At 42.8% G+C, this 20,951-nt stretch carries 22 protein-coding genes and 1 riboswitch; of the genes, 3 read left to right on the plus strand and 19 right to left on the minus strand.

Annotated features, from left to right (window positions below):
- Nucleotides 1-6: 6 nt before the first annotated feature.
- The 15 genes from M9H69_RS08025 to M9H69_RS08095 form a co-directional block, all read right to left on the minus strand.
- The gene (locus tag M9H69_RS08025) at nucleotides 7-729 is read right to left on the minus strand and encodes a CPBP family intramembrane glutamic endopeptidase (RefSeq protein WP_282184661.1); all 723 of its coding nucleotides are present in this window, start codon (nucleotides 727-729) and stop codon (nucleotides 7-9) included.
- A gap of 18 nt (nucleotides 730-747) precedes the next feature.
- Nucleotides 748-933, minus strand: a complete 186-nt coding sequence (gene briC / locus M9H69_RS08030) for a biofilm-regulating peptide BriC (protein ID WP_084941318.1) — start codon at nucleotides 931-933, stop codon at nucleotides 748-750.
- 157 nt (nucleotides 934-1,090) lie between these two features.
- Entirely contained in the window at nucleotides 1,091-1,858 is a 768-nt protein-coding gene (locus M9H69_RS08035) for an acetyl-CoA carboxylase carboxyl transferase subunit alpha (protein WP_250315333.1), read from the minus strand.
- Complete coding sequence (gene accD / locus M9H69_RS08040; protein WP_250315334.1) at nucleotides 1,855-2,721, minus strand: acetyl-CoA carboxylase, carboxyltransferase subunit beta; 867 nt, start codon at nucleotides 2,719-2,721, stop codon at nucleotides 1,855-1,857. Before accD ends, M9H69_RS08035 begins: the two co-directional genes overlap by 4 nt.
- Before the next feature lie 35 nt (nucleotides 2,722-2,756).
- Nucleotides 2,757-4,124 (minus strand): acetyl-CoA carboxylase biotin carboxylase subunit, encoded by a 1,368-nt coding sequence (gene accC, locus M9H69_RS08045; protein WP_000488663.1) that lies wholly within the window; start codon nucleotides 4,122-4,124, stop codon nucleotides 2,757-2,759.
- Between the two features lie 11 nt (nucleotides 4,125-4,135).
- A complete protein-coding gene (fabZ, locus tag M9H69_RS08050; protein ID WP_000565515.1) occupies nucleotides 4,136-4,558 on the minus strand; it encodes a 3-hydroxyacyl-ACP dehydratase FabZ in 423 nt (140 codons plus the stop codon).
- Nucleotides 4,555-5,043 carry an acetyl-CoA carboxylase biotin carboxyl carrier protein gene (gene accB / locus M9H69_RS08055; protein WP_250315335.1) on the minus strand — a complete coding sequence of 163 codons (489 nt, stop codon included), beginning with the start codon at nucleotides 5,041-5,043 and terminating at the stop codon, nucleotides 4,555-4,557. The genes fabZ and accB overlap by 4 nt, the downstream gene beginning before the upstream one ends.
- A gap of 2 nt (nucleotides 5,044-5,045) precedes the next feature.
- Nucleotides 5,046-6,281 carry a beta-ketoacyl-ACP synthase II gene (gene fabF / locus M9H69_RS08060; protein WP_250315336.1) on the minus strand — a complete coding sequence of 412 codons (1,236 nt, stop codon included), beginning with the start codon at nucleotides 6,279-6,281 and terminating at the stop codon, nucleotides 5,046-5,048.
- Nucleotides 6,282-6,306: 25 nt separating this feature from the next.
- Nucleotides 6,307-7,038, minus strand: coding sequence for a 3-oxoacyl-[acyl-carrier-protein] reductase (gene fabG / locus M9H69_RS08065; protein WP_061597984.1), 732 nt, complete (start codon nucleotides 7,036-7,038; stop codon nucleotides 6,307-6,309).
- A gap of 46 nt (nucleotides 7,039-7,084) precedes the next feature.
- The gene (gene fabD / locus M9H69_RS08070; protein WP_084910680.1) at nucleotides 7,085-8,005 is read right to left on the minus strand and encodes an ACP S-malonyltransferase; all 921 of its coding nucleotides are present in this window, start codon (nucleotides 8,003-8,005) and stop codon (nucleotides 7,085-7,087) included.
- Nucleotides 7,998-8,972, minus strand: coding sequence for an enoyl-[acyl-carrier-protein] reductase FabK (gene fabK / locus M9H69_RS08075; RefSeq protein ID WP_061597986.1), 975 nt, complete (start codon nucleotides 8,970-8,972; stop codon nucleotides 7,998-8,000). Before fabK ends, fabD begins: the two co-directional genes overlap by 8 nt.
- Before the next feature lie 117 nt (nucleotides 8,973-9,089).
- Complete coding sequence (locus M9H69_RS08080) at nucleotides 9,090-9,314, minus strand: acyl carrier protein (protein ID WP_000257840.1); 225 nt, start codon at nucleotides 9,312-9,314, stop codon at nucleotides 9,090-9,092.
- Between the two features lie 56 nt (nucleotides 9,315-9,370).
- On the minus strand, nucleotides 9,371-10,345 hold the full coding sequence (locus tag M9H69_RS08085; protein WP_061597987.1) for a beta-ketoacyl-ACP synthase III: 975 nt from the start codon (nucleotides 10,343-10,345) through the stop codon (nucleotides 9,371-9,373).
- Entirely contained in the window at nucleotides 10,345-10,779 is a 435-nt protein-coding gene (gene fabT / locus M9H69_RS08090) for a fatty acid biosynthesis transcriptional regulator FabT (protein WP_250315337.1), read from the minus strand. Before fabT ends, M9H69_RS08085 begins: the two co-directional genes overlap by 1 nt.
- 90 nt (nucleotides 10,780-10,869) lie before the next feature.
- Complete coding sequence (locus M9H69_RS08095; protein WP_001015589.1) at nucleotides 10,870-11,655, minus strand: enoyl-CoA hydratase; 786 nt, start codon at nucleotides 11,653-11,655, stop codon at nucleotides 10,870-10,872.
- A gap of 282 nt (nucleotides 11,656-11,937) precedes the next feature.
- Here M9H69_RS08095 and M9H69_RS08100 point away from each other — a divergent pair, with 282 nt between their 5' ends.
- The 3 genes from M9H69_RS08100 (at nucleotide 11,938) to serS (ending at nucleotide 15,164) form a co-directional block, all read left to right on the plus strand.
- A complete protein-coding gene (locus M9H69_RS08100; RefSeq protein WP_250315338.1) occupies nucleotides 11,938-13,302 on the plus strand; it encodes an aspartate kinase in 1,365 nt (454 codons plus the stop codon).
- Nucleotides 13,303-13,304: 2 nt separating this feature from the next.
- Nucleotides 13,305-13,676, plus strand: a complete 372-nt coding sequence (locus tag M9H69_RS08105; RefSeq protein WP_250315339.1) for a DUF956 family protein — start codon at nucleotides 13,305-13,307, stop codon at nucleotides 13,674-13,676.
- Nucleotides 13,677-13,889: 213 nt separating this feature from the next.
- Nucleotides 13,890-15,164, plus strand: a complete 1,275-nt coding sequence (gene serS / locus M9H69_RS08110; RefSeq protein ID WP_250315340.1) for a serine--tRNA ligase — start codon at nucleotides 13,890-13,892, stop codon at nucleotides 15,162-15,164.
- A gap of 23 nt (nucleotides 15,165-15,187) precedes the next feature.
- On the opposite strand, the gene M9H69_RS08115 is transcribed toward serS, so the two are convergent.
- The 4 genes from M9H69_RS08115 to M9H69_RS08130 form a co-directional block, all read right to left on the minus strand.
- Nucleotides 15,188-16,087 (minus strand): TDT family transporter, encoded by a 900-nt coding sequence (locus M9H69_RS08115; protein WP_250315341.1) that lies wholly within the window; start codon nucleotides 16,085-16,087, stop codon nucleotides 15,188-15,190.
- A gap of 109 nt (nucleotides 16,088-16,196) precedes the next feature.
- Nucleotides 16,197-16,745 carry a carboxymuconolactone decarboxylase family protein gene (locus M9H69_RS08120; protein ID WP_250315342.1) on the minus strand — a complete coding sequence of 183 codons (549 nt, stop codon included), beginning with the start codon at nucleotides 16,743-16,745 and terminating at the stop codon, nucleotides 16,197-16,199.
- A 131-nt stretch (nucleotides 16,746-16,876) separates the two neighbouring features.
- Entirely contained in the window at nucleotides 16,877-18,199 is a 1,323-nt protein-coding gene (locus tag M9H69_RS08125) for an alanine/glycine:cation symporter family protein (protein WP_061597993.1), read from the minus strand.
- A 90-nt stretch (nucleotides 18,200-18,289) separates the two neighbouring features.
- Nucleotides 18,290-18,378: riboswitch (glycine riboswitch) on the minus strand.
- 169 nt (nucleotides 18,379-18,547) lie between these two features.
- Nucleotides 18,548-20,884 carry an endonuclease MutS2 gene (locus tag M9H69_RS08130; RefSeq protein ID WP_250315343.1) on the minus strand — a complete coding sequence of 779 codons (2,337 nt, stop codon included), beginning with the start codon at nucleotides 20,882-20,884 and terminating at the stop codon, nucleotides 18,548-18,550.
- Nucleotides 20,885-20,951: the final 67 nt, after the last annotated feature.

Genomic DNA, 20,951 nt, shown 5'->3' on the forward strand with positions numbered 1-20,951 from the left:
CTTCCACTATCTAAAAAAATGATAATAGATGTAATTGTAAATAAAAATCCAGATAGGTTTTGCATGATTGAGAAAGTTGAAAAAACTATGACAGAGAATGGTCAATCGTAGATTAGATGTATAGCGATAGACAAGAGCGAAAAAGAGACCAATCAGACTATAATATAATAAACTAATTGGGTCTCGGTGAGATAGTATCAAATGACTGAGTCCAAAGATAAGACCTGATAAGATGACATCTAAATAATACTTTGACTTAGGAAAGAAGGTGTTCATAAAATACCCTCTATCAAGAGTCTCCTCAAAAATAGGGCCGATGATTACAGGAAGTACAAAAGATAAGATAGTCGATAAAAAAGTTGGTTGTCCATTTGAAAGAACCACGGTAAAATACTCATCATGAATATTCCTATGATTAATCAAATGAGCATAGCGTGCCCAAAAATTACCGAGAATCTGATAAACCACATAACCTGCAAATAAGTAGAAGATAGTTGACCAGTTCCAGCTCTTTTTCTCAAAGATAAAGAGCATCTTTTTCTTTTTTAACCACCAAATTAATAGAAAGAAATTTCCTACTAATCCCATTGTTAAAATAAGAGAATAAACATCAGCGCCTAACCCTAAAATTATCGTCACATACAATCCAATTGTTTGTGGTAAATAGGTAGATAGTAAAATAATAAGCAAAAATATTCCAAATTGTCTTAGTTTCTTTGTGTTTCTCATCGTACTTTTTTTGAAAGATTATCCTGCTCGGAAACCGTACTTCCAAGCATCCCTATAAGAATTAAGTGCCCCTTGCCCCATATAGGGAGCAAATTCTCTATAATATAACCATCTACCATAACCATCTTCCCAAACGGCAAGACCACCTGAAGTTTGCTCTAAGTCCTCAGTTGAAAGAACTGTAAATGTTTCTGTACCTGTCATTGCAAGTACCTTCTTAAAAATAGATTGTTGTAGGCTCACATTTATAGTATATTTCTTTTTTGTCTATTTTATAGTCTATCTCCTCAACTGTCAATTTTTCAACCTGAATAGCATTTTCAATAAAAAATGAGACCTTTCTAGTCTCATTTAGTCATTCTTAGTATTTTCTAAAGCGTTGGTAACGTTCTTCGATAAGTTGGTCGAGTGGTAGTTCTTTCAACCTATCTAGTTCTGCACGCAATTCATTTTTAACGCAACCTAGCAGTTCTTTACTTGACAGCCCTGCTTCTGAGATTACCTTGTCTACGATTCCCATTTCTAGGAGTTCATGTGAAGTGATTTTCATCAACTCCGCCGCTTCCATAGCACGACTTCCATCCTTCCAAAGGATAGAGGCAAATCCTTCCGGGCTAAGTACTGCGTAGATTGAGTTTTCTAACATCCAGACACGGTTAGCTACGGCTAGAGCTAGGGTCCCACCAGATCCACCTTCACCGATAATAATCGCGATGATTGGAACCTTGAGGTCACTCATTTCCATCAGGTTTCGGGCAATTGCTTCACCTTGTCCACGTTCCTCGGCTCCAACACCTGGGTAAGCACCCGCCGTATTGATAAAGGTCACAACTGGACGACCAAACTTTTCTGCCTGTTTCATTAGGCGCAAAGCCTTACGATAGCCTTCTGGATGTGGTTGGCCGAAATTCCGTTTGAGGTTGTCATGAAGACTCTTCCCCTTTTGGATACCGACGACAGTTACTGCTTGGTCACCTAACCAGCCAATTCCACCGATAACCGCACCATCATCACGGAAAGAGCGATCTCCATGCAATTCGATAAACTCGTCAAAGATTCCATTGGCAAAATCAAGTGCAGTCAAGCGACTCTGCTCGCGTGCCTCTCTGACTATTTTTGCAATATTCATCCGCGACTTCCTCCGTGCAATCTTACTAATTTAGCAATTGTTTCAGGCAGTTCTCTCCGTTTGACAATTGCATCAACAAATCCATGTTCCAGCAAAAATTCTGCCTTTTGGAAGTCATCCGGCAAGGTCTCTCGAACTGTATTTTCGATAACACGACGCCCAGCAAAACCAACCAAACTCTGTGGCTCCGCTAGGATAATATCACCTTCCATAGCAAAAGAAGCGGTCACCCCACCTGTTGTCGGATCGGTTAAAATAGTTAGGTAAAAAAGTCCGGCCTTGGAATGACGTTGAACTGCCGCAGAAATCTTAGCCATCTGCATCAAGCTCATGATTCCTTCTTGCATACGGGCTCCACCAGAAGCTGTGAAGAGTACGACTGGCAAGTTTTTTACCGTCGCATACTCAAACAAGCGCGTGATTTTTTCACCCACAACGGTTCCCATAGAAGCCATGATAAAGTTTGAATCCATAATCCCAAGGGCAACTTTTTGTCCCTTGATGCTAGCTGTACCAGTCAGTACTGCTTCATCCAAACCTGTCTTTTCACGCATAGTAGCAAGTTTTTTCTGGTAGCCAGGAAAGTTTAATGGATCTTGAGTTTCAATACCCGTAAACATCTCCACAAAGCTGTCAGAATCAATCGTCAAATCCAAGCGTTCCTGAGCCGAAATACGGAAAGTATAGCTACAATGGGGACAAATTCGTTCGCTCCCAAGATCCTTTTGGTAAATGGTGTGTTTACAACCAGGACACTGGGAGAAGAGTTCATCCGGAACCTCAGGCTTGGCTTGTGGTGCCTGCCTTACGGAACGATTGGGATTGATCCGAATATACTTATCCTTTTTACTAAATAGAGCCATAACTCCCCCTTTTAGTTCTCATGCTGTTTGAAAGTCTATTCTTTTTCTTGGTATTTTGGCAAGAAAGTTTCCATCAAGAAGGAAGTATCGTAGTCACCAGCGATAACTCGGCGGTCTGAAATCAGATCCAACTGGAAGTCTGCATTGGTTTGCACTCCTTCAATATCAAGTTCATAAAGTGCCCGTTGCATCTTCATTAAGGCATCAAAACGATTCTCCCCATGGACAATGATTTTAGCAATCATACTATCATAGTAAGGGGGAATGGTATAACCTGGATAAACTGCTGAGTCCACGCGCAAGCCAACTCCACCACTTGGTAGATAGAGATTGGTAATTTTCCCTGGGCTTGGAGCAAAGTTAAATGCTGGATTTTCTGCATTAATCCGGCACTCGATAGCATGACCTCGTAGGACGATATCTTCTTGTTTGAAAGGCAAGGGTTGCCCGGCCGCAATGCGAATCTGTTCCTTCACGATATCAACACCTGAAACAAACTCTGTGACTGGGTGTTCAACTTGCACACGAGTATTCATTTCCATGAAGTAGAAATTGCCACTGGCTTCATCGAGCAGAAATTCAATCGTCCCTGCATTTTCATAGCCTACAGACTCTGCTGCACGAACGGCTGCAGCACCAATTTCATGACGAAGGGTTTTGCCGATCGCAATGGATGGGCTTTCTTCTAAGACCTTTTGGTTATTCCGTTGAAGTGAACAGTCCCGTTCACCAAGATGGACAACATGACCCTCTTGATCTGCAAGAATCTGAACTTCGATATGACGAGCTGGATAAATCACACGCTCAAGATACATAGCGCCGTTTCCAAAGTTGGCCTTGGCTTCACTGGATGCTGTCTCAAAGGCTGCGACCAGGTCTTCTGCCTTTTCAACCTTACGAATTCCCTTTCCACCACCACCTGCCGATGCCTTAAGCATGACTGGGTAGCCAATCTTTTCTGCAACTGCAAGGGCCTCTTCAGCCGTATGAACTTCACCATCAGATCCTGGAATAACTGGAACCCCAGCCTTGATCATTTGCTCTCGCGCATTTATCTTATCACCCATGGTATCCATTACAGCGCCAGAAGGGCCGATAAACTTAATCCCCACTTCATCACACATCGTGGCAAACTTGGAGTTTTCGCTAAGAAAACCAAAACCTGGGTGGATGGCTTCTGCTTCTGTCAAGACTGCAGCAGACAAAATTGCATTGATATTGAGATAAGACTCTGTCGCCTTACCAGGTCCGATACAGATAGCTTCATCCGCTAGGAGTGTGTGAAGAGCTTCCTTATCAGCAGTTGAATAAACTGCTACGGTCGCAATGCCCAATTCACGCGCAGCTCGAATAATGCGAACCGCAATCTCACCACGGTTGGCAATCAAAATTTTACGAAACATGGAGAACCTCCTTAGTTTCCAATTGCAAAGGTAAGAGTACCACTCGCTGCAAGCTTACCATCTACTTCAGCCTTTGCTTCAACCACAGCAATTGTACCACGACGTTTAACAAAAGTAGCCGTCATGACTAATTGGTCACCTGGTACAACTTGCTTCTTGAACTTAACCTTGTCCATTCCAGCGTAGAAGACCAGTTTCCCTTTATTTTCAGGTTTGGACAATTCCAAGACACCAGCAGTCTGAGCCAAGGCTTCCATGATAAGAACACCTGGCATAACTGGGTATTGAGGAAAATGACCATTGAAGAAAGGTTCGTTGATGGTCACATTTTTAATGGCAACAATGGTATCCTCGCTCACTTCCAAGACACGATCCACTAGGAGCATAGGGTAACGATGGGGTAAAGCTTCTTTGATTCCTTGAATATCGATCATTTGATACGTACCAATCCTTTACCGAACTCAACCATTTCTTCATTTGAAACGAGAATTTCTGTCACCACACCATCCTTAGGTGCAGGGATTTCATTCATGACTTTCATAGCTTCAATGATCACCAAAGTCTGACCTTTTTTAACACTGTCTCCAACTGTGACAAAGGCAGGTTTATCTGGTCCAGCAGCCAAGTAAGCCACCCCTACAAGTGGACTCTCAACGACATCACCCTCTGGAGCAACAGTCGTTTCAGCAGGTGTCGGAGCTTCGTCCACTTCACTCTCTACTGGAGTTGAAGGGGCAGAAACTACTGGACTTGCAGCTACTGCAGTTGACACTGGAGCAACTTGAGTTGGTGCTCCAGAAGCCATTCTTGCTTCATTCTTACTGAACTGCAATTCGTCCGTTCCATTTTTATAAGAAAATTCTCTCAAACTTGATTGGTCAAATTGAGCCATCAAGTCCTTGATTTCATTTAAATTCATAATTATTTATTCTCCCAACGTTTGAAAGCAAGAACCGCATTGTGTCCACCAAAACCAAAAGTGTTTGAAATAGCATAAGGGATTTCTTGCTCCAAGCCTTGTCCATAAACGACATTCGCTTCGATATAATCCGACAACTCACTTGTTCCAGCTGTCATTGGTACATAGTTATGACGCATGGCTTCGATGGTAGCGATGGCTTCTACTGCTCCTGCAGCACCAAGCAAGTGTCCTGTAAAGGACTTGGTTGAAGATACAGGTACTCCTTTACCAAGAACAGCGACGATCGCACCACTTTCTCCTTTTTCATTAGCAGGAGTTGAAGTTCCGTGGGCATTGACGTAAGCCACTTGCTCTGGAGAAATCTCTGCCTCTTCCAAAGCTAATTTAATTGCCTTGATTGCACCTTGACCTTCTGGATGAGGTGAAGTCATATGATAAGCATCACAGGTATTTCCATAACCAACTACTTCAGCCAAGATAGTTGCTCCACGTTTTTCAGCATGTTCAAGACTCTCAAGAACCAGCATTCCAGAACCTTCTCCCATCACAAAACCATTACGGTCTTTATCAAACGGAATAGAAGCACGAGTTGGATCTTCTGTAGTTGATAGGGCAGTCAATGCTTGGAAACCAGCGATGGCAAAAGGAGTGATAGATGATTCTGATCCACCTACTAACATGACTTCTTGGAAACCAAACTTTATGGAACGGAAGGCATCGCCAATAGCATCATTTGATGAGGCACAGGCTGTATTGATTGATTTACAGACACCGTTTGCTCCAAAGCGCATGGCAACATTTCCTGAAGCCATATTTGGCAAGGCTTTTGGAAGTGTCAATGGCTTAACACGTTTTGGGCCTTTTTCATGAAGACGGATAACTTGGTCTTCGATTTCTTTAATTCCCCCAATACCTGAGGCAACGATGACACCAAAACGATCTTTATCAATTGCTTCTACATCAAGATTAGCATTTGTCACCGCTTCTTGAGCTGCATATAAGGCATACAAAGAATAGTTATCAAAACGGTTGGTATCTTTTTTGACAAAGTATTTATCAAATGGGAAATCTTGAACTTCTGCCGCATTGTGCACAGCAAATTCGCTGTGGTCAAACTTAGTGATTTTTCCAATTCCAATTTTCCCAGTTTGCAAACTGTTCCAAAATTCTTCTGGAGTATTTCCGATAGGAGAGGTCAATCCGTAACCTGTTACTACAACTCGATTTAGTTTCATCTGTCTTACCTATATCTTTCTTTTTTTACATGCTAAGTCCGCCATCAACAGCGAGAACTTGTCCAGTCAAATAATCCTGTCCAGCCAGGAACACTGTAGCATCTGCGATATGTTCTGCTTGTCCAAAACGCTTCATTGGGATTTGGGCCAATGTCGCTTCCTTGACCTTATCAGACAAAACAGCAGTCATATCCGATTCGATCATCCCTGGTGCAAGAGCATTTACTCGCACATTGCGATTGGCAACCTCACGTGCTACTGACTTGGTAAACCCAATCAAACCTGCTTTAGAAGCTGCATAGTTGGCCTGCCCGATATTTCCCATCAAACCGACCACACTGGACATATTGATGATAGCACCTTCACGCGCCTTTATCATCTGTTTCAAGACTACTTGGGTCATGTTGAAGGCACCTGTCAAGTTGATCTTAATCACCTTTTCAAAGTCTTCTTCGGTCATCTTGAGCATAAGCGTATCTTGAGTGATTCCAGCATTGTTGACCAAGACATCGACAGAACCGAGTTCTGCAATCGCTTGATTTACCATACGCTTGGCATCTGCAAAGTCTGAGACATCACCTGAAATCGGTACTACTTTGACACCATAGTTTGAAAACTCAGCCAGCAAGTCTTCTGAGATTGTCCCTCGACTATTCAAAACTACATTCGCACCTAGTTTGGCAAATTTGTGAGCAATGGCAAGTCCGATACCACGACTTGAACCTGTTACAAAGACATTTTTGTTTATAAGTTGCATTCTATTTCTCCTGGTTTCCTGTTGTATTTTGTGGGAGAAGGGATCATTAGTTTCCTAACAAAGCATCCAAGCTTGCTTGGTCTTCAACATTAGCTAGCTGAGCTGTTTTATCGATTTTTTTGACAAAGCCTGATAGGACCTTACCAGGACCAATTTCAATAAAGTTGCTTACCCCAGCATCCTGCATCACAGCAATACTTTCATAAAAACGAACAGGTTCTTTGACCTGACGCGTCAAAAGCTCTTGGATTCGATCTTTTTCCATAACAGCAGCTTCCGTATTGCCGACTAGTGGGCAAGTAAAATCAGAGAAACTCACTTCCTCAAGAGCTCCAGCTAGTTGCCGACTGGCTGGCTCAAGAAGGGCTGTATGGAAAGGACCAGATACATTTAAAGGAATCAATCGTTTTGCTCCTGCTTCCTGCAAGAGTTCAACTGCACGGTCAACCGCAGCCACATCACCACCAATAACAATCTGGCTTGGGGTGTTGTAGTTGGCTGGAGTCACTACTCCAACTTCAGAAGCATTTTTGCAAGTTTCCTCAATCACTTCAACTGGAGTATTAAGAACGGCAACCATCTTTCCAGAGCCTGCAGGTGCAGCCTCTTCCATATAAGCACCACGTTTAGCAACCAAGGCAACTGCATCCTCAAAGTCCAAGGCACCACTTGCTACAAGAGCCGAATATTCGCCAAGGGATAAGCCTGCAACCATATCTGGCAGATAGCCCTTTTCTTTCAATAGTCGGTAAATAGCAACGGATGTAGCTAGAATAGCTGGTTGCGTGTAACGAGTCTGATTTAACTTTGCTTCATCATTGTCAATCAAGTCACGGAGGTCATACCCTAAGACTTGGCTAGCTTGGTCAATTGTTTCCTTGACGATAGGATAGTGGTCATAGAGATCACGTCCCATCCCTATATACTGAGCACCTTGGCCCGCAAATAGAAAGGCTGTTTTAGTCATTTCTTGTAACTCCTGCCCAACGAGCAGCTTCTTCTTGAATTTTTTCAGCTGCACCGTAGTAGATATCTTTTAAGATTTCTTCAACAGTTTCTTCTTTAGAAATCAAACCTGCAATTTGGCCGGCCATCACTGAACCGCCATCCACATCACCATGGACAACAGCTTTAGCTAAAGCTCCTGCACCCATTTGCTCAAAGATTTCTAAATCTGGATTTTCTTGTTTAAAGGCATCCTTTTCAGCCTGCTCAAAATCACGAGTCAACTGGTTTTTAATGGCACGAACTGCATGTCCAAAATGTTGTGCTGAAATCGTTGTATCAATATCACGAGCTTTTAAAATTTTAGCTTTATAATTTGGATGAGCATTAGATTCTCTGGCAACTACAAAACGAGTTCCTACTTGAACGGCTTCTGCGCCAAGCATAAACCCAGCTGCTGCCCCTTCACCATCTGCAATACCACCAGCAGCAATAACTGGAATTGAAACAGCTGCAGCAACTTGACGAACCAAGGTCATAGTTGTTAATTTCCCAATATGCCCACCAGCTTCCATACCTTCTGCAATGACGGCATCCGCACCAATTTTTTCCATGCGTTTTGCCAAAGCAACACTAGGAACAACTGGAATCACTGTAATTCCTGCATCATGGAAACGGTTCATGTATTTACTTGGATTTCCAGCACCAGTTGTAACCACCTTAACCCCTTCTTCAATCACGAGATCAACGATGTCTTCTACAAAAGGTGACAAGAGCATGATGTTGACACCAAAAGGTTTATCCGTAAGTGATTTGATTTTATCGATATTAGCCTTTACGACCTCTTTGGGTGCATTTCCACCACCGATGATCCCCAAACCACCAGCTTTTGATACCGCACCAGCCAAGTCACCATCAGCAACCCAGGCCATTCCTCCTTGAAAAATAGGATAATCAATGTTCAATAATTCTGTAATACGTGTTTTCATAGTGCCTCCATCATTCCTTGCTTACGTAATAGTTCGATAAGTTTATCATTTGAATTTCAAACTATTACCTAAACAAGAGGGAGTGGGTCTCCCCTACTCCTTCTAGTAATATGTTAATTATTTTGTTTGCTCTTCAACGTAGGCAACCAAGTCACCAACTGTTTTCAAGTTATCTTCTGCTTCGATTTGGATATCAAAAGCATCTTCGATTTCAGAGATTACTTGGAACAAGTCCAATGAATCTGCATCCAAATCATCAAAAGTAGATTCAAGTGTTACTTCTGATGCGTCTTTCCCAAGTTCTTCAACGATAATTTCTTGTACTTTTTCAAATACTGCCATGATAGGACTCCTTTAAAATATAAAATTTTATAACTATGTGTTTACCACATGATTACCTAGATTGTAAGAATGAGTGTGCCCCATGTCAAACCTCCGCCGAAGCCTGATAGGAGAATCGTCTGGCTACTATCTAAACGAATCATGCCATTCTCCACACACTCTGAGAGCAAAATCGGGATGCTTGCAGCACTGGTATTTCCATACTCCATCATATTGGCAGGAAGCTTGTCTCGGTCTACACCGATTTTCTTAGCCATCTTATCCAAAATACGGATATTTGCCTGATGAAGCAAGAGATAATCCAATTCCGATGCTGCGATTGGACCATTTTCAATGGTCTCTTTGATTGATTTAGCAACATCTCGATTTGCAAAATCGAAAACTGCTCGTCCATCCATCTTCAAAAAAGCAGGAACTGCTTCTTGTTCTGAGAAGGGCGAAGTTAAAGCCGTTTGACCATAAGTCAAACACTCGCTCCGAGAGCCATCTGTATAGAGACTTTCAACGAGGAAGTGTCGTGTTTCACTCGCTTCCAAGAGAACCCCACCAGCACCATCTCCAAAGAGAACAGCTGTCGAACGATCAGACCAATCAACTGCCTTGGATAAGGTCTCAGCCCCGATAACAATTCCTTTCTTGAACTGTCCAGAGCTTAAAAACTTTTCAGCTGTTGAGAGAGCGAATACAAAGCCACTGCAAGCTGCTGTCAAATCAAAGGCGAAAGCTCTATGAGCTCCGATATTTGCCTGAACCCGAGCCGCCGTAGAAGGCATCATCGAGTCGGGAGTAATCGTCGCTACAATGATAAAATCAATCTGATCTGCTGTTAAGCTCCCTTTAGCCAGCAAACTCTTGGCAACTTCTGTCGCCAAGTCACTTGTAGACTCTGTTTTTGAGATATGTCTCTGTTTAATTCCTGTCCGACTTGAAATCCACTCATCGCTTGTATCCATGATTTGGGCTAAGTCATGATTAGTGACCACTTGCTCTGGAACATAATGAGCAACCTGGCTTATCTTTGCAAAAGCCATTATTTCAAATCCTCCAAAAATTGATAAAGGTTCGTTAAGCCTCTGCCCATGACTTCTTTTTCCTCGGGACTCATGCCATCAATAATTTTTTCGACCATAGCCTTGTGGAATCGTTTGTGAAGGCGGTGAAGCAAACGACCTTTCTTTGTCAAATGCAGATAGACCACACGACGGTCTTGGTCAGAACGAATACGCTCAATGTAACCCTTTCTTTCTAGGTTATTCAAGCTCGTCGTAACTGTTCCCAGGGTCACCATCAGTTCTTTGGAAACCTTACTTGGTGTTGCCTCAGGGAACTTCCCAATCACATCAATCGTGTGCATTTCTTTGATGGAGATGTCTTTGAATCGACTACCTCGTAAGCTAACCTCCTCAATCACAAGGACGTTATTGAAAATAGATGTTAAATAATCATTTTCTTGTTGGTAGTCCAAACTTTTTCCCTCCTCCTCAAAAAACTTTCACAATCAAAACATTTGATAGAAAAGGTATAACAAACTTCAAAGATTTGTGCAAGTATTTTTTTATTTTCCTGAAAATTTTGGTCTTCTTCTTTCAGAATGTGCTCGAACCCCTTCTTTAAAATCTTCAGTTAAAGATAACGATTCTTGTAGTTTCAATTCCAATTCGGCATAATCTTGCCAATCTTTAAATTGACTTTCCCAAACTAACTTTTTAATCGCTGCGTATGAGTTTGCTGAACCTCGTCTTAATTTTTTCAGAACTTGTTCTCTTGTTTTTTCTAATTTATCAGCTTCACAAACACGGTAAACCACGCCCCATTCTTGCGCTTTTTCCGCAGTTAAGGCTTCTCCTGTCATGGCAAGTTGTGCAGCTCGTGTTACCCCGATACTACGACTCAAGAGATGAATCCCACCAGCGTCTGGCGCCAAGCCAACTCCGACAAAGGCTTGAATAAATTTTGCCTTGTCAGTCGCCAAACAAAAATCGACTGCTACTGCCATATTTGCTGCAGCACCAGCAACCGCTCCATCTACCTCCATCAAAACAGGTTTTGGAATTTGCTTGATTTTAAAAGAAATTGTATTGACTAATTCTGCAATCTTATTCAAAGAAGGGATATCATCTTCGTCTACTGCTCGTTTCATCTCAACCAAGTCTCCCCCAACTGAAAAAACCTTCCCATTAGCATTAATCAAGATGAACTGAACAGCTTGATCCTGCTCTGCTAGGGTCAAAGCTTCTAAAATCTCCTCACACATTGGGATATGGAAACCATTTGCCACTTCGGGACGATTCAAAGTAATAATAGCCAGATCATCTACGATCTGATATAAGATATGATTCATAGCTTCTCCTTTTCTTTTGTAAGACAATGAAATTATTTTATTTTCAAAGTATACCTTTTTTTGGATAAAGAGGCAAGGAAAAACTAAAGGAAAGTGTCTCACCTGATTATTTACCCATCATTTATGAGTGTGAGTAAAATTTGACTCTCTTACTTTTAAACTGTTGTCGCTTTTCAGAATAAGTTAGCATTTACTTCTATTGTAATAGGGAGCTATTTTCTTCATTGAAAAATGCCCCTCTTTCTGCTATAATCGTATAAAATACTTACTTGAGGAGTCTTTATGAAGGTTGTAAAATTTGGTGGAAGCTCTCTTGCCTCTGCTGGTCAGTTAGAAAAAGTTTTAAACATCGTTAAAAGTGATAAGGAACGCCGTTTTGTAGTCGTTTCTGCACCCGGAAAACGCAATGCTGAGGATACCAAGGTTACCGACGCTTTGATCAAATACTATCGTGATTATGTAGCGGGAAATGATATCAACGCTAGCCAAAGCTGGATCATTGATCGTTATGCCGCTATGGTTAGTGAACTAGGCCTAAAACCTGCCGTTTTAGAAAAGATTTCTAAAAGCATTCGGGCCTTGGTAACTCTTCCTATAGAAGACAATGAATTTCTCTATGATACCTTCCTAGCGGCTGGAGAAAATAACAATGCCAAACTCATTGCAGCCTACTTTAACCAAAACGGCATTGACGCACGCTATGTTCATCCAAGAGAAGCTGGAATCATTGTTACAAGTGAACCAGGAAACGCACGTATCATCCCATCTAGTTATGACAAGATTGAGGGCTTGGCTGATAGCAACCAAGTCCTTGTCATCCCTGGTTTCTTTGGCGTAACTAAGGAAAATCAAATCTGTACCTTCTCACGTGGAGGTTCAGATATTACTGGTTCCATTATCGCAGCTGGAGTCAAGGCTGATCTCTATGAAAACTTTACAGACGTAGACGGTATCTTTGCTGCCCACCCTGGTATTATTCATCAACCACACTCCATTCCTGAATTAACCTACCGTGAAATGCGTGAATTGGCTTACGCTGGATTTTCTGTTCTTCATGATGAAGCCCTTCTACCTGCCTACCGCGGGAAAATCCCTCTTGTCATCAAGAATACCAACAATCCTGATCATCCAGGAACTCGTATCGTTCTGAAACACAGTAGCGATAAATTCCCAGTCGTTGGAATCGCTGGTGATTCTGGATTCGTCAGCATCAACATGTCAAAATACCTTATGAACCGCGAGGTTGGATTTGGTCGTAAGATTCTTCAGATCCTTGAAGATCTTAACATTGGTTGGGAACATATGCCAACAGGTATCGACGATCTTTCAATCATCCTTCGTTCCCGTGAATTGACTCCTATCAAGGAGGAAGAAATTCTGCGTCAGTTAGTTCAAAAAGCCGAAGTGGACCATGCTGAAATCGAACACGACCTTTCAATCATTATGATTGTCGGAGAAAAGATGAAGAGCCACATTGGTGTAACAGCTACTGCAACACGTGCTCTGTCTGAAAACAAGATCAACATCCAGATGATGTCCCAAGGCTCAAGTGAAGTTTCCATCATGTTTGTTGTCAATAAAGAGCAAGAAAAGGCAGCTATCAAGGCTCTCTATCATGCCTTTTTCGATGAAAATAAGGAAGATTAATCATGGCCCAATCACTCAATAAAGTCATTGACCTACAAACCACTGGAACATCCTATCTCTCCATCTCTGGAAAAGTCGGAAAATTTCTAGTTGGGGATCAAGCCTTAGAGTTTTATCCTGATGTCAATGTCGAACAATATATCCAAATCCCCTGGTCTAGCGTCAATCAAATCGGAGCCAACGTAAGTGGTCGCAAAATCAGTCGCCACTTTGAAGTCTTCACTGATCAAGGAAAATTCCTCTTTGCTTCCAAAGACTCTGGAGCTATTCTCAAAATCGCTCGGCAAAAACTTGGCAATGACAAGGTTGTGAAACTTCCTACTTTACTCCAAACCATTGGTCAAAAATTCAAAAATCTATTTGCAAAAAAGTAGAAACTTTAGTATAATCATAGCAACGGATAAGTAGGTTATCTCCTTCTTTCAGAAAGTCTGCGGGTGCTGCGAGCAGATAGGAGGGGTAGGTGAAATTCTACCGTTAGTAACAATTACATACACAATCAAGTGCACACCTGTGAAGTTGGATGGAACCGTGGCCCTGCCACTCCAACGCTTTGTCAGGTGTGTTTTTTTCATAAAGGAGTTCTTATGTTAGATATTAAACGTATTCGCACAGATTTTGATGTTGTCGCTGAAAAATTAGCTACACGTGGTGTAGATGCTGCTATCTTGAATGAGATGAAAGAAATCGATACTAAACGTCGTGACATCTTGGTCAAGGTTGAAAACCTCAAGGCAGAACGCAACACAGTTTCAGCTGAGATTGCCCAAGCCAAGCGCAACAAGGAAAATGCCGATGACAAGATTGCTGCGATGCAAAACTTATCTGCTGAAGTCAAAGCCTTGGATGCGGAATTGGCGGACATTGATGCTAAATTGACAGAATTTACCACTACTCTTCCAAACATCCCAGCTGACAGCGTTCCTGTTGGGGCTGATGAAGATGACAATGTGGAAGTTCGCCGTTGGGGGACTCCACGCGAGTTTGACTTTGAACCAAAAGCTCACTGGGATCTTGGTGAAGACTTGGGTATCCTTGACTGGGAACGTGGAGCAAAAGTTACTGGTGCTCGCTTCCTCTTCTATAAAGGGCTTGGTGCTCGTTTGGAACGTGCTATCTACAACTTTATGTTGGATGAACATGGAAAAGAGGGCTATACTGAAGTCATCACACCATACATGGTTAACCATGATTCTATGTTTGGTACTGGTCAATATCCAAAATTCAAGGAAGACACTTTTGAATTGAAAGACACTAATTATGTCCTTATTCCTACCGCCGAAGTGCCTTTGACAAACTACTATCGCGATGAAATCCTTGACGGAAAAGACCTACCAATCTACTTCACTGCTATGAGCCCATCATTCCGTTCTGAGGCTGGTTCTGCTGGTCGTGATACTCGTGGTTTGATTCGTCTGCACCAATTCCACAAGGTTGAAATGGTCAAATTTGCCAAACCAGAAGAATCTTATGAAGAATTAGAAAAAATGACAGCCAACGCTGAAAACATCCTTCAAAAACTCAACCTTCCATACCGTGTCGTTGCCCTCTCTACTGGGGACATGGGCTTCTCAGCTGCCAAAACTTACGACTTGGAAGTTTGGATTCCAGCCCAAAATACCTACCGTGAAATCTCAAGCTGTTCAAATACAGAAGATTTCCAAGCCCGTCGTGCTCAAATCCGTTACCGAGATGAAGCCGATGGCAAGGTAAAACTCCTTCACACTTTGAACGGTTCTGGACTTGCAGTTGGACGTACAGTGGCTGCAATTCTTGAAAACTACCAAAACGCAGATGGTTCTGTGACCATTCCAGAAGTTCTTCGTCCATATATGGGTGGAGCTGAAGTTATCAAACCATAACAATAAGGCCTAGCTATTTCTAGCTAGACCTTTTTTCGTAACCAAATCAGATAAGCACCCAATACAAAGAATAAAATAGTTAGGCATAGAACAGTTTCAGACAACACCAGATAATCCAGAAATGGAAGTTTCAAAATTCCCTGAGCCATCTTGAGCGAAGTAGCTGTGATAATTGTTGGAAAAGTGAGGGCTGAGAAGGCTGGTTGAAAGCCTTGTTTTAAAATATTAGGCAAGCGAGTTAAAACAAAGAAAAAGAAGGACTGAGATGCCAAAATCATGACGATCAAGAGCCAAGTCGGTAAACCTGCTCCTCCAACTCGAACTAGGGATGCCAGAAGTAGAGAAAAGGGAGCACAGTAGATTCCTTCCTGTCCAAGCAAGGCCGCTGGGAGTGGAGTTTTCTTTAAATCCCTATAAATAAGCGGATAGAGATAGAAGGTCAAGACAAAACCAAAACTCAAGGTCGCATAGGCAATTTCAATGATACCTACCAGAGGATAGGTCAAGGCTGCTACTGCTATCCCCACATAGAGCACCGTCCAGCTAGGAGTCGCATTAGTCTTCCGACCTGGGCAGGCAAATTTGATGGTAAAAGTAGCAATCAAAGCCAAATCCAAGAGAAAGGAAAACCACCAGATTCCTTGTGCTACTATAGGAAAAGCAGGGAATACACGAAAGACATAGGTCGATAAAATCATCCCAGCCATGGGAAAGGTGGCCATTCCTGACAAAAGAGAGGGCTTGGTCAATTCTTGTTTGGTTTCTTTCCAATTAAGCAGATGAAAAATCAGAAAGAAATTCCACAACACTAGACCAATCAGACTCAATAAATGCGACAGAACAGGCCAAGTATCTGCAATCAGATTTCCTGCACCTGCTAAGCCTAATAAACAGCCAGAGAATACCAAGGGGAGCTTTTTCATCCGAGCCTCCAATAATCATGTTATTATTAGTATAGCATAAAGGCGCTTAAATAAGGACTTAAAAAATGAAGTTCGATTATTTCAGACTTCATTTTTTCTCAGATATGAATTAAGCATACGGTTGCAATTCTGGGTTAATAGGCGTATTGGCTAGGTTGTTGGCATAGTTGCAGAGGCTAGCAAGACTAACACCGAGAACCACATCCAAGGCATTTTGTTGCGTGTAGCCAGCTTCCAAAAATTCAGTCAAGGCTTCATCTCCCACACGCCCTTTGGTATTGATAACCGCCAAGGTAAACTTAGCTAGAGTATCTAGTTTTAGATCTATCTCGATTGGAGTACGGTTGCGGAGGGCTTGGAGAAGATCATCATTCATCTGGATTTGTTTGATCGAAAAGGCAGTATGACCTGCGACGCAGAAAGCACAACCATTGGTTACGGCAGCTGTGATTTGCACTACTTCGCGTTCCACTGGTGTCAGGCTATTGCGACGGTTGATGGCTCCGACAGTTCGGTAGGCTTCAAGAGCAGTAGGAGCATTGGCCAAGAGACCAATCAGATTGGGAATATAGCCATTGTTGTCTTTTTGTACTGTTTCAAGGACTTCTTTCACTTCTGCTGGTGCTGATTCTACTGTGTGGATGGTAAATGTTGTCATAAGAAACCTCTTTTCATTTTATTGTCATTTAGTCTATCATAGAATTTCCCCCTTGGATAATATATATTTTCAATCGCCTTGATAGGAAATGTCTATGAAATGAAAAAAATCACACTAAAAGTGTGATTGGGTTAGTGCTTAAAATACTTTTTGGTCTCAGCAACAACTACTGGGGACAAGACCAAAAGGGCAATCAAGTTTGGTAGAGCCATCAAGGCATTGACGATATCTGCAATAATCCAGACCATATCCAACTCGATAAAACCTCCCAACAAGACCATGACTACAAAGACTACACGGTAAAGCCAGATAAAACGAACACCAAAGAGAAACTCAAAACAGCGCTCTCCGTAGTAGTTCCAACCTAGGATTGTCGTAAAGGCAAAGAGTACCAAGAAGATTGTTAGGACAATTGAGCCAAAATCTGAAAAGACCATAGAAAATGCTGACTGGGTCAAGGCAACTCCATTCAATTCACCACTCCAAACCCCAGTTACCAAGATTGTTAAACCAGTCAAAGTACAGATAATCAAAGTATCAATAAAGGTTCCTGTCATGGAAATCAAGCCTTGCTCGACAGGCTCATTTGTCTTAGCTGCAGCCGCCGCAATGGGAGCAGAACCAAGACCAGATTCGTTAGAGAAGACTCCTCGCGCCACACCATTTTGGATAGCCATCCGAATGCTGGCACCTGCAAAACCACCTACCGCAGCAGCTGGACTAAAGGCTGAAGTAAAGATGAGGGCAAGCGTGGCTGGGATTTTCTCGATATTAAAGAGAATAACTGTAAGAGTTCCCAAAATATAGACAATAGCCATAAATGGAACAACTGCTGTCGAAACTTTTGATATGGATTTGAGGCCACCAAAGACTGCAATCCCTACAAAAATGGATAAAATCAGAGTCGTGATAGCTGGTTCCACTTGAGCCGTATTTTGAATGGATTCTGTAATTGAATTGACTTGGGTAAAGGTACCAATCCCCAGAAGGGCAACCAATACACCCGCTAGGGCAAAGAAGATAGCAAGGGGGCGCCACTTTTCTCCCATCCCCAAAAGGATGTAGTGCATGGGCCCTCCAGCTACAGCGCCGTTTGCATCCTTGCTACGGTATTTGATAGCCAGCAAGCCTTCGGCATACTTGGTCGCCATCCCAAAAAAGGCTGCCATCCACATCCAAAAGAGCGCCCCTGGTCCCCCAACCTTAATGGCCGTCGCGACTCCTATGATATTTCCCGTACCAACGGTGGCAGCTAGAGCTGTACAAAGAGCTGCAAAGCTCGACACATCGCCATGTCCCTTGTCCTTGGTAAAGATCAACTGAAAGGCCTTGGGGAGACAAGCTAACTGTAAAAGTCCTAGTCGGATGGTCAAGTAGATTCCCGTTCCGACCAATAACAGTAAGAGGGGAGGTCCCCAAACGAAAGCATCAAGCGCTTTTAGCAATTCTAACATATCCTTCTCCTATCTTTTCAACCCCAAAAGAAAGAGCACATGCAAGATACATGTACTCTGGAATGCTTAGATAAATGCCTAAAAGCGGTCTATCCTAGCTCTGTCCTTTTACCTGAGAGTTTGAGCAGTTGCCTGCCTTGCCCCTTCGGTGCCTTTACGGTCTCTCCAGAGTTCCGTCCATTTACAGTCATGGAAAATCAAACATTTCTCCACTTCTATTAAACTTCATTCGGTGTTGGTATTTAATTTTTTATTATTTTACAAGAAAAGTTAGCCTTTGTCAATATATTCTATGAAAATTTTTGACTTTTCATTTCTTTTTTCAGAAAGAGCGAATCCTTCTTCTCTCTATCCTTTAAAGGTCACAATGGTGGCACCACTGCCTCCAGCATTTTGTGGGGCATAGCCAAAACTCTTGACATGCTTGTTTCTTTGTAGGTATTTGGTGACGCCCTCACGGATGACTCCCGTACCGATACCATGGATAATATCAACCTGAGCCATATTATTAAGCAGGGCTTGGTCGATAAAGACGTCCAGCTCATTCATAGCCTCTTCGTACCGTTTTCCTCGGAGATCCAGTCTGGCTTGTGGACCACGTCCAGATGCTCGTTTCACAACATTGACTTGTTTTTTCTTGACTGGGGCTTCTTGCTGAGCCTGAACAAGATCAAATTCTTTCTCTTCCAAGGTCATCTTGATCAAACCAACTTGGGCTTCCCAACGGCCGTCCTTAAGCTGATTGGTCAGGGTACCACGCTGACCATAACTGAGAACCACAATGTCATCTCCCACCTTTGGAGCTCGTTTTTTCTTGGCTTTTTGAAGGACCTTGTTTTTAGATAAGTCGACTTTTTCAGGAGCTAGTTTTTTCAGTTTAGCCTTGGCTTCAATGATTTCATGGGGTTTGAGTTGAGACTTACTATGAAGGGTCTTAAGAATCTGGTCACTCTCACTTAGAGCGAGTTCCACAATCTCGGCAGCCTGTTCACGCGCCTTGTTGAGCTCAGTTTCCTTTTCACGATTAAGCTCGTTGTAGAGTTTTTTGAGCGCTCGGTTCATCTTGAGGTTTTCTTGCTCCACCTCACGGATATTGTCCAAGCGTTTGCGACTTTCAAGCGTTTGCTCTTCCAATTGTTCAATGATACGGTTGACGTCATTATCTTGGTTGACCTGCTGACTGGCATCCCCTACGATGACATCTGACAAGCCCAGGCGTTTGGCAATTTCAAAGGCATTGCTTCGCCCTGGAACGCCCTGCATAAAGCGATAGGTCGGACGAAGAGTCGCAGTATCAAACTCCATGCTGGCATTTTGCACAAAGGCTGTTTCAATACCGTAGGCCTTGAGTTCAGGATAGTGGGTCGTCGCCATGGTCTTAACCTGACGGAGACGAAGATCCTCCAAAATAGCCATAGCAAGGGCTGCACCTTCCTGCGGATCGGTACCAGCCCCGAGCTCATCTAGTAATAAGAGCGAATGTTGGTTGACCTTGCCAAGAATATCTACGATATTAGTCATGTGGCTGGAGAAGGTAGACAAGCTTTGCTCGATAGACTGCTCATCCCCAATATCTGCGAAGATTTCCTCGAAAATACCGACACGGCTTCCCTTATCAGCTAGAATGGGCAAGCCAGATTGGGCCATGAGTTGAGTCAAGCCCAGGGTTTTGAGCATGATGGTCTTCCCACCAGTATTGGGACCTGTAATGACAATGGCCGTTAATTCCTTACCAAAATGTACATCGTTTGCCACTGCATTTTTGACCAAAGGATGGCGAACATGAAGGAGTTGAATCTCTTGATTCTCTGAAAGTTGAGGAACAACTGCTTGCATTTCTTGGATGAAACGTACCTTGGCACGAATTAAGTCTAAATGGCCGATGATCCAAGCGTCATTAGCAATCTCAGCAGCATGAGGGCGGACGCGTTCTGAGAGCTCCTGCAGGATGCGAATCATCTCATAGCGTTCGTCTGCTCGCAGACTAGCGATTTCTTCGCTCAGCTTGACCACCTCACGTGGCTCGATATAGACCGTATTCCCACTGGCAGAGATGTCATGGACAACACCTGCAATCTTATTGCGATAGGTGTTCTTTACTGGTAAAACTTGACGGCCATTTCTGCTAGCGATTATACCTTCCGTCAACATCTGCGCTTTTTGCTTGAGTAAGTCTTGCAAGACATCTCGAACTTGACTCTCGCTATCATGGATTTTCCGACGGATGCGTGCTAGCTCTTCACTGGCGAAATTTTCGATAAATCCTGCATCATTTAGGGATTGAAGACTCCCTTGCAAGTGTGGAAAATCATGTAGTTTTTCAAACCATCTCGCCAACTGCTCCAAGCGTACATTTTCAAGATTGGCATAAAAACTTTGCAACTCTCTGCTAGCCAGCAAGACCCGTTTGAGGAGCAGGAACTCCTCAATATTGAGGTCCGCCCCCATCTCCAGACGCTTGCAAACCGCTGATATCTCACGCGTCGCTAGGATGGTAAAGTGAGGTTGCTCCACAAATAGAGCTTGCATTTCCTCCATCTCTGTAAAGGCTTGTTTGATCTTATCCACCTTGGCAGTTGGAGCCAAGCCTTTTAGCTCCTCTAAGCCTTGCTCAGTCAGGAGATGCGGTTCAAACAAGGCTTTGATTTTATTAAATTCTAAGGTTTCTAGTATTTTTGTATTCATATTCTTTCCTTGTATGCTTGTTTACAAGATTGTAGTGCCTAGAGGTTTTTGGACTTTACCTGACCCT

The sequence above is a fragment of the Streptococcus oralis genome (genome assembly GCF_023611505.1).
GTDB classification, from domain to species: Bacteria; Bacillota; Bacilli; order Lactobacillales; family Streptococcaceae; genus Streptococcus; species Streptococcus oralis_CT.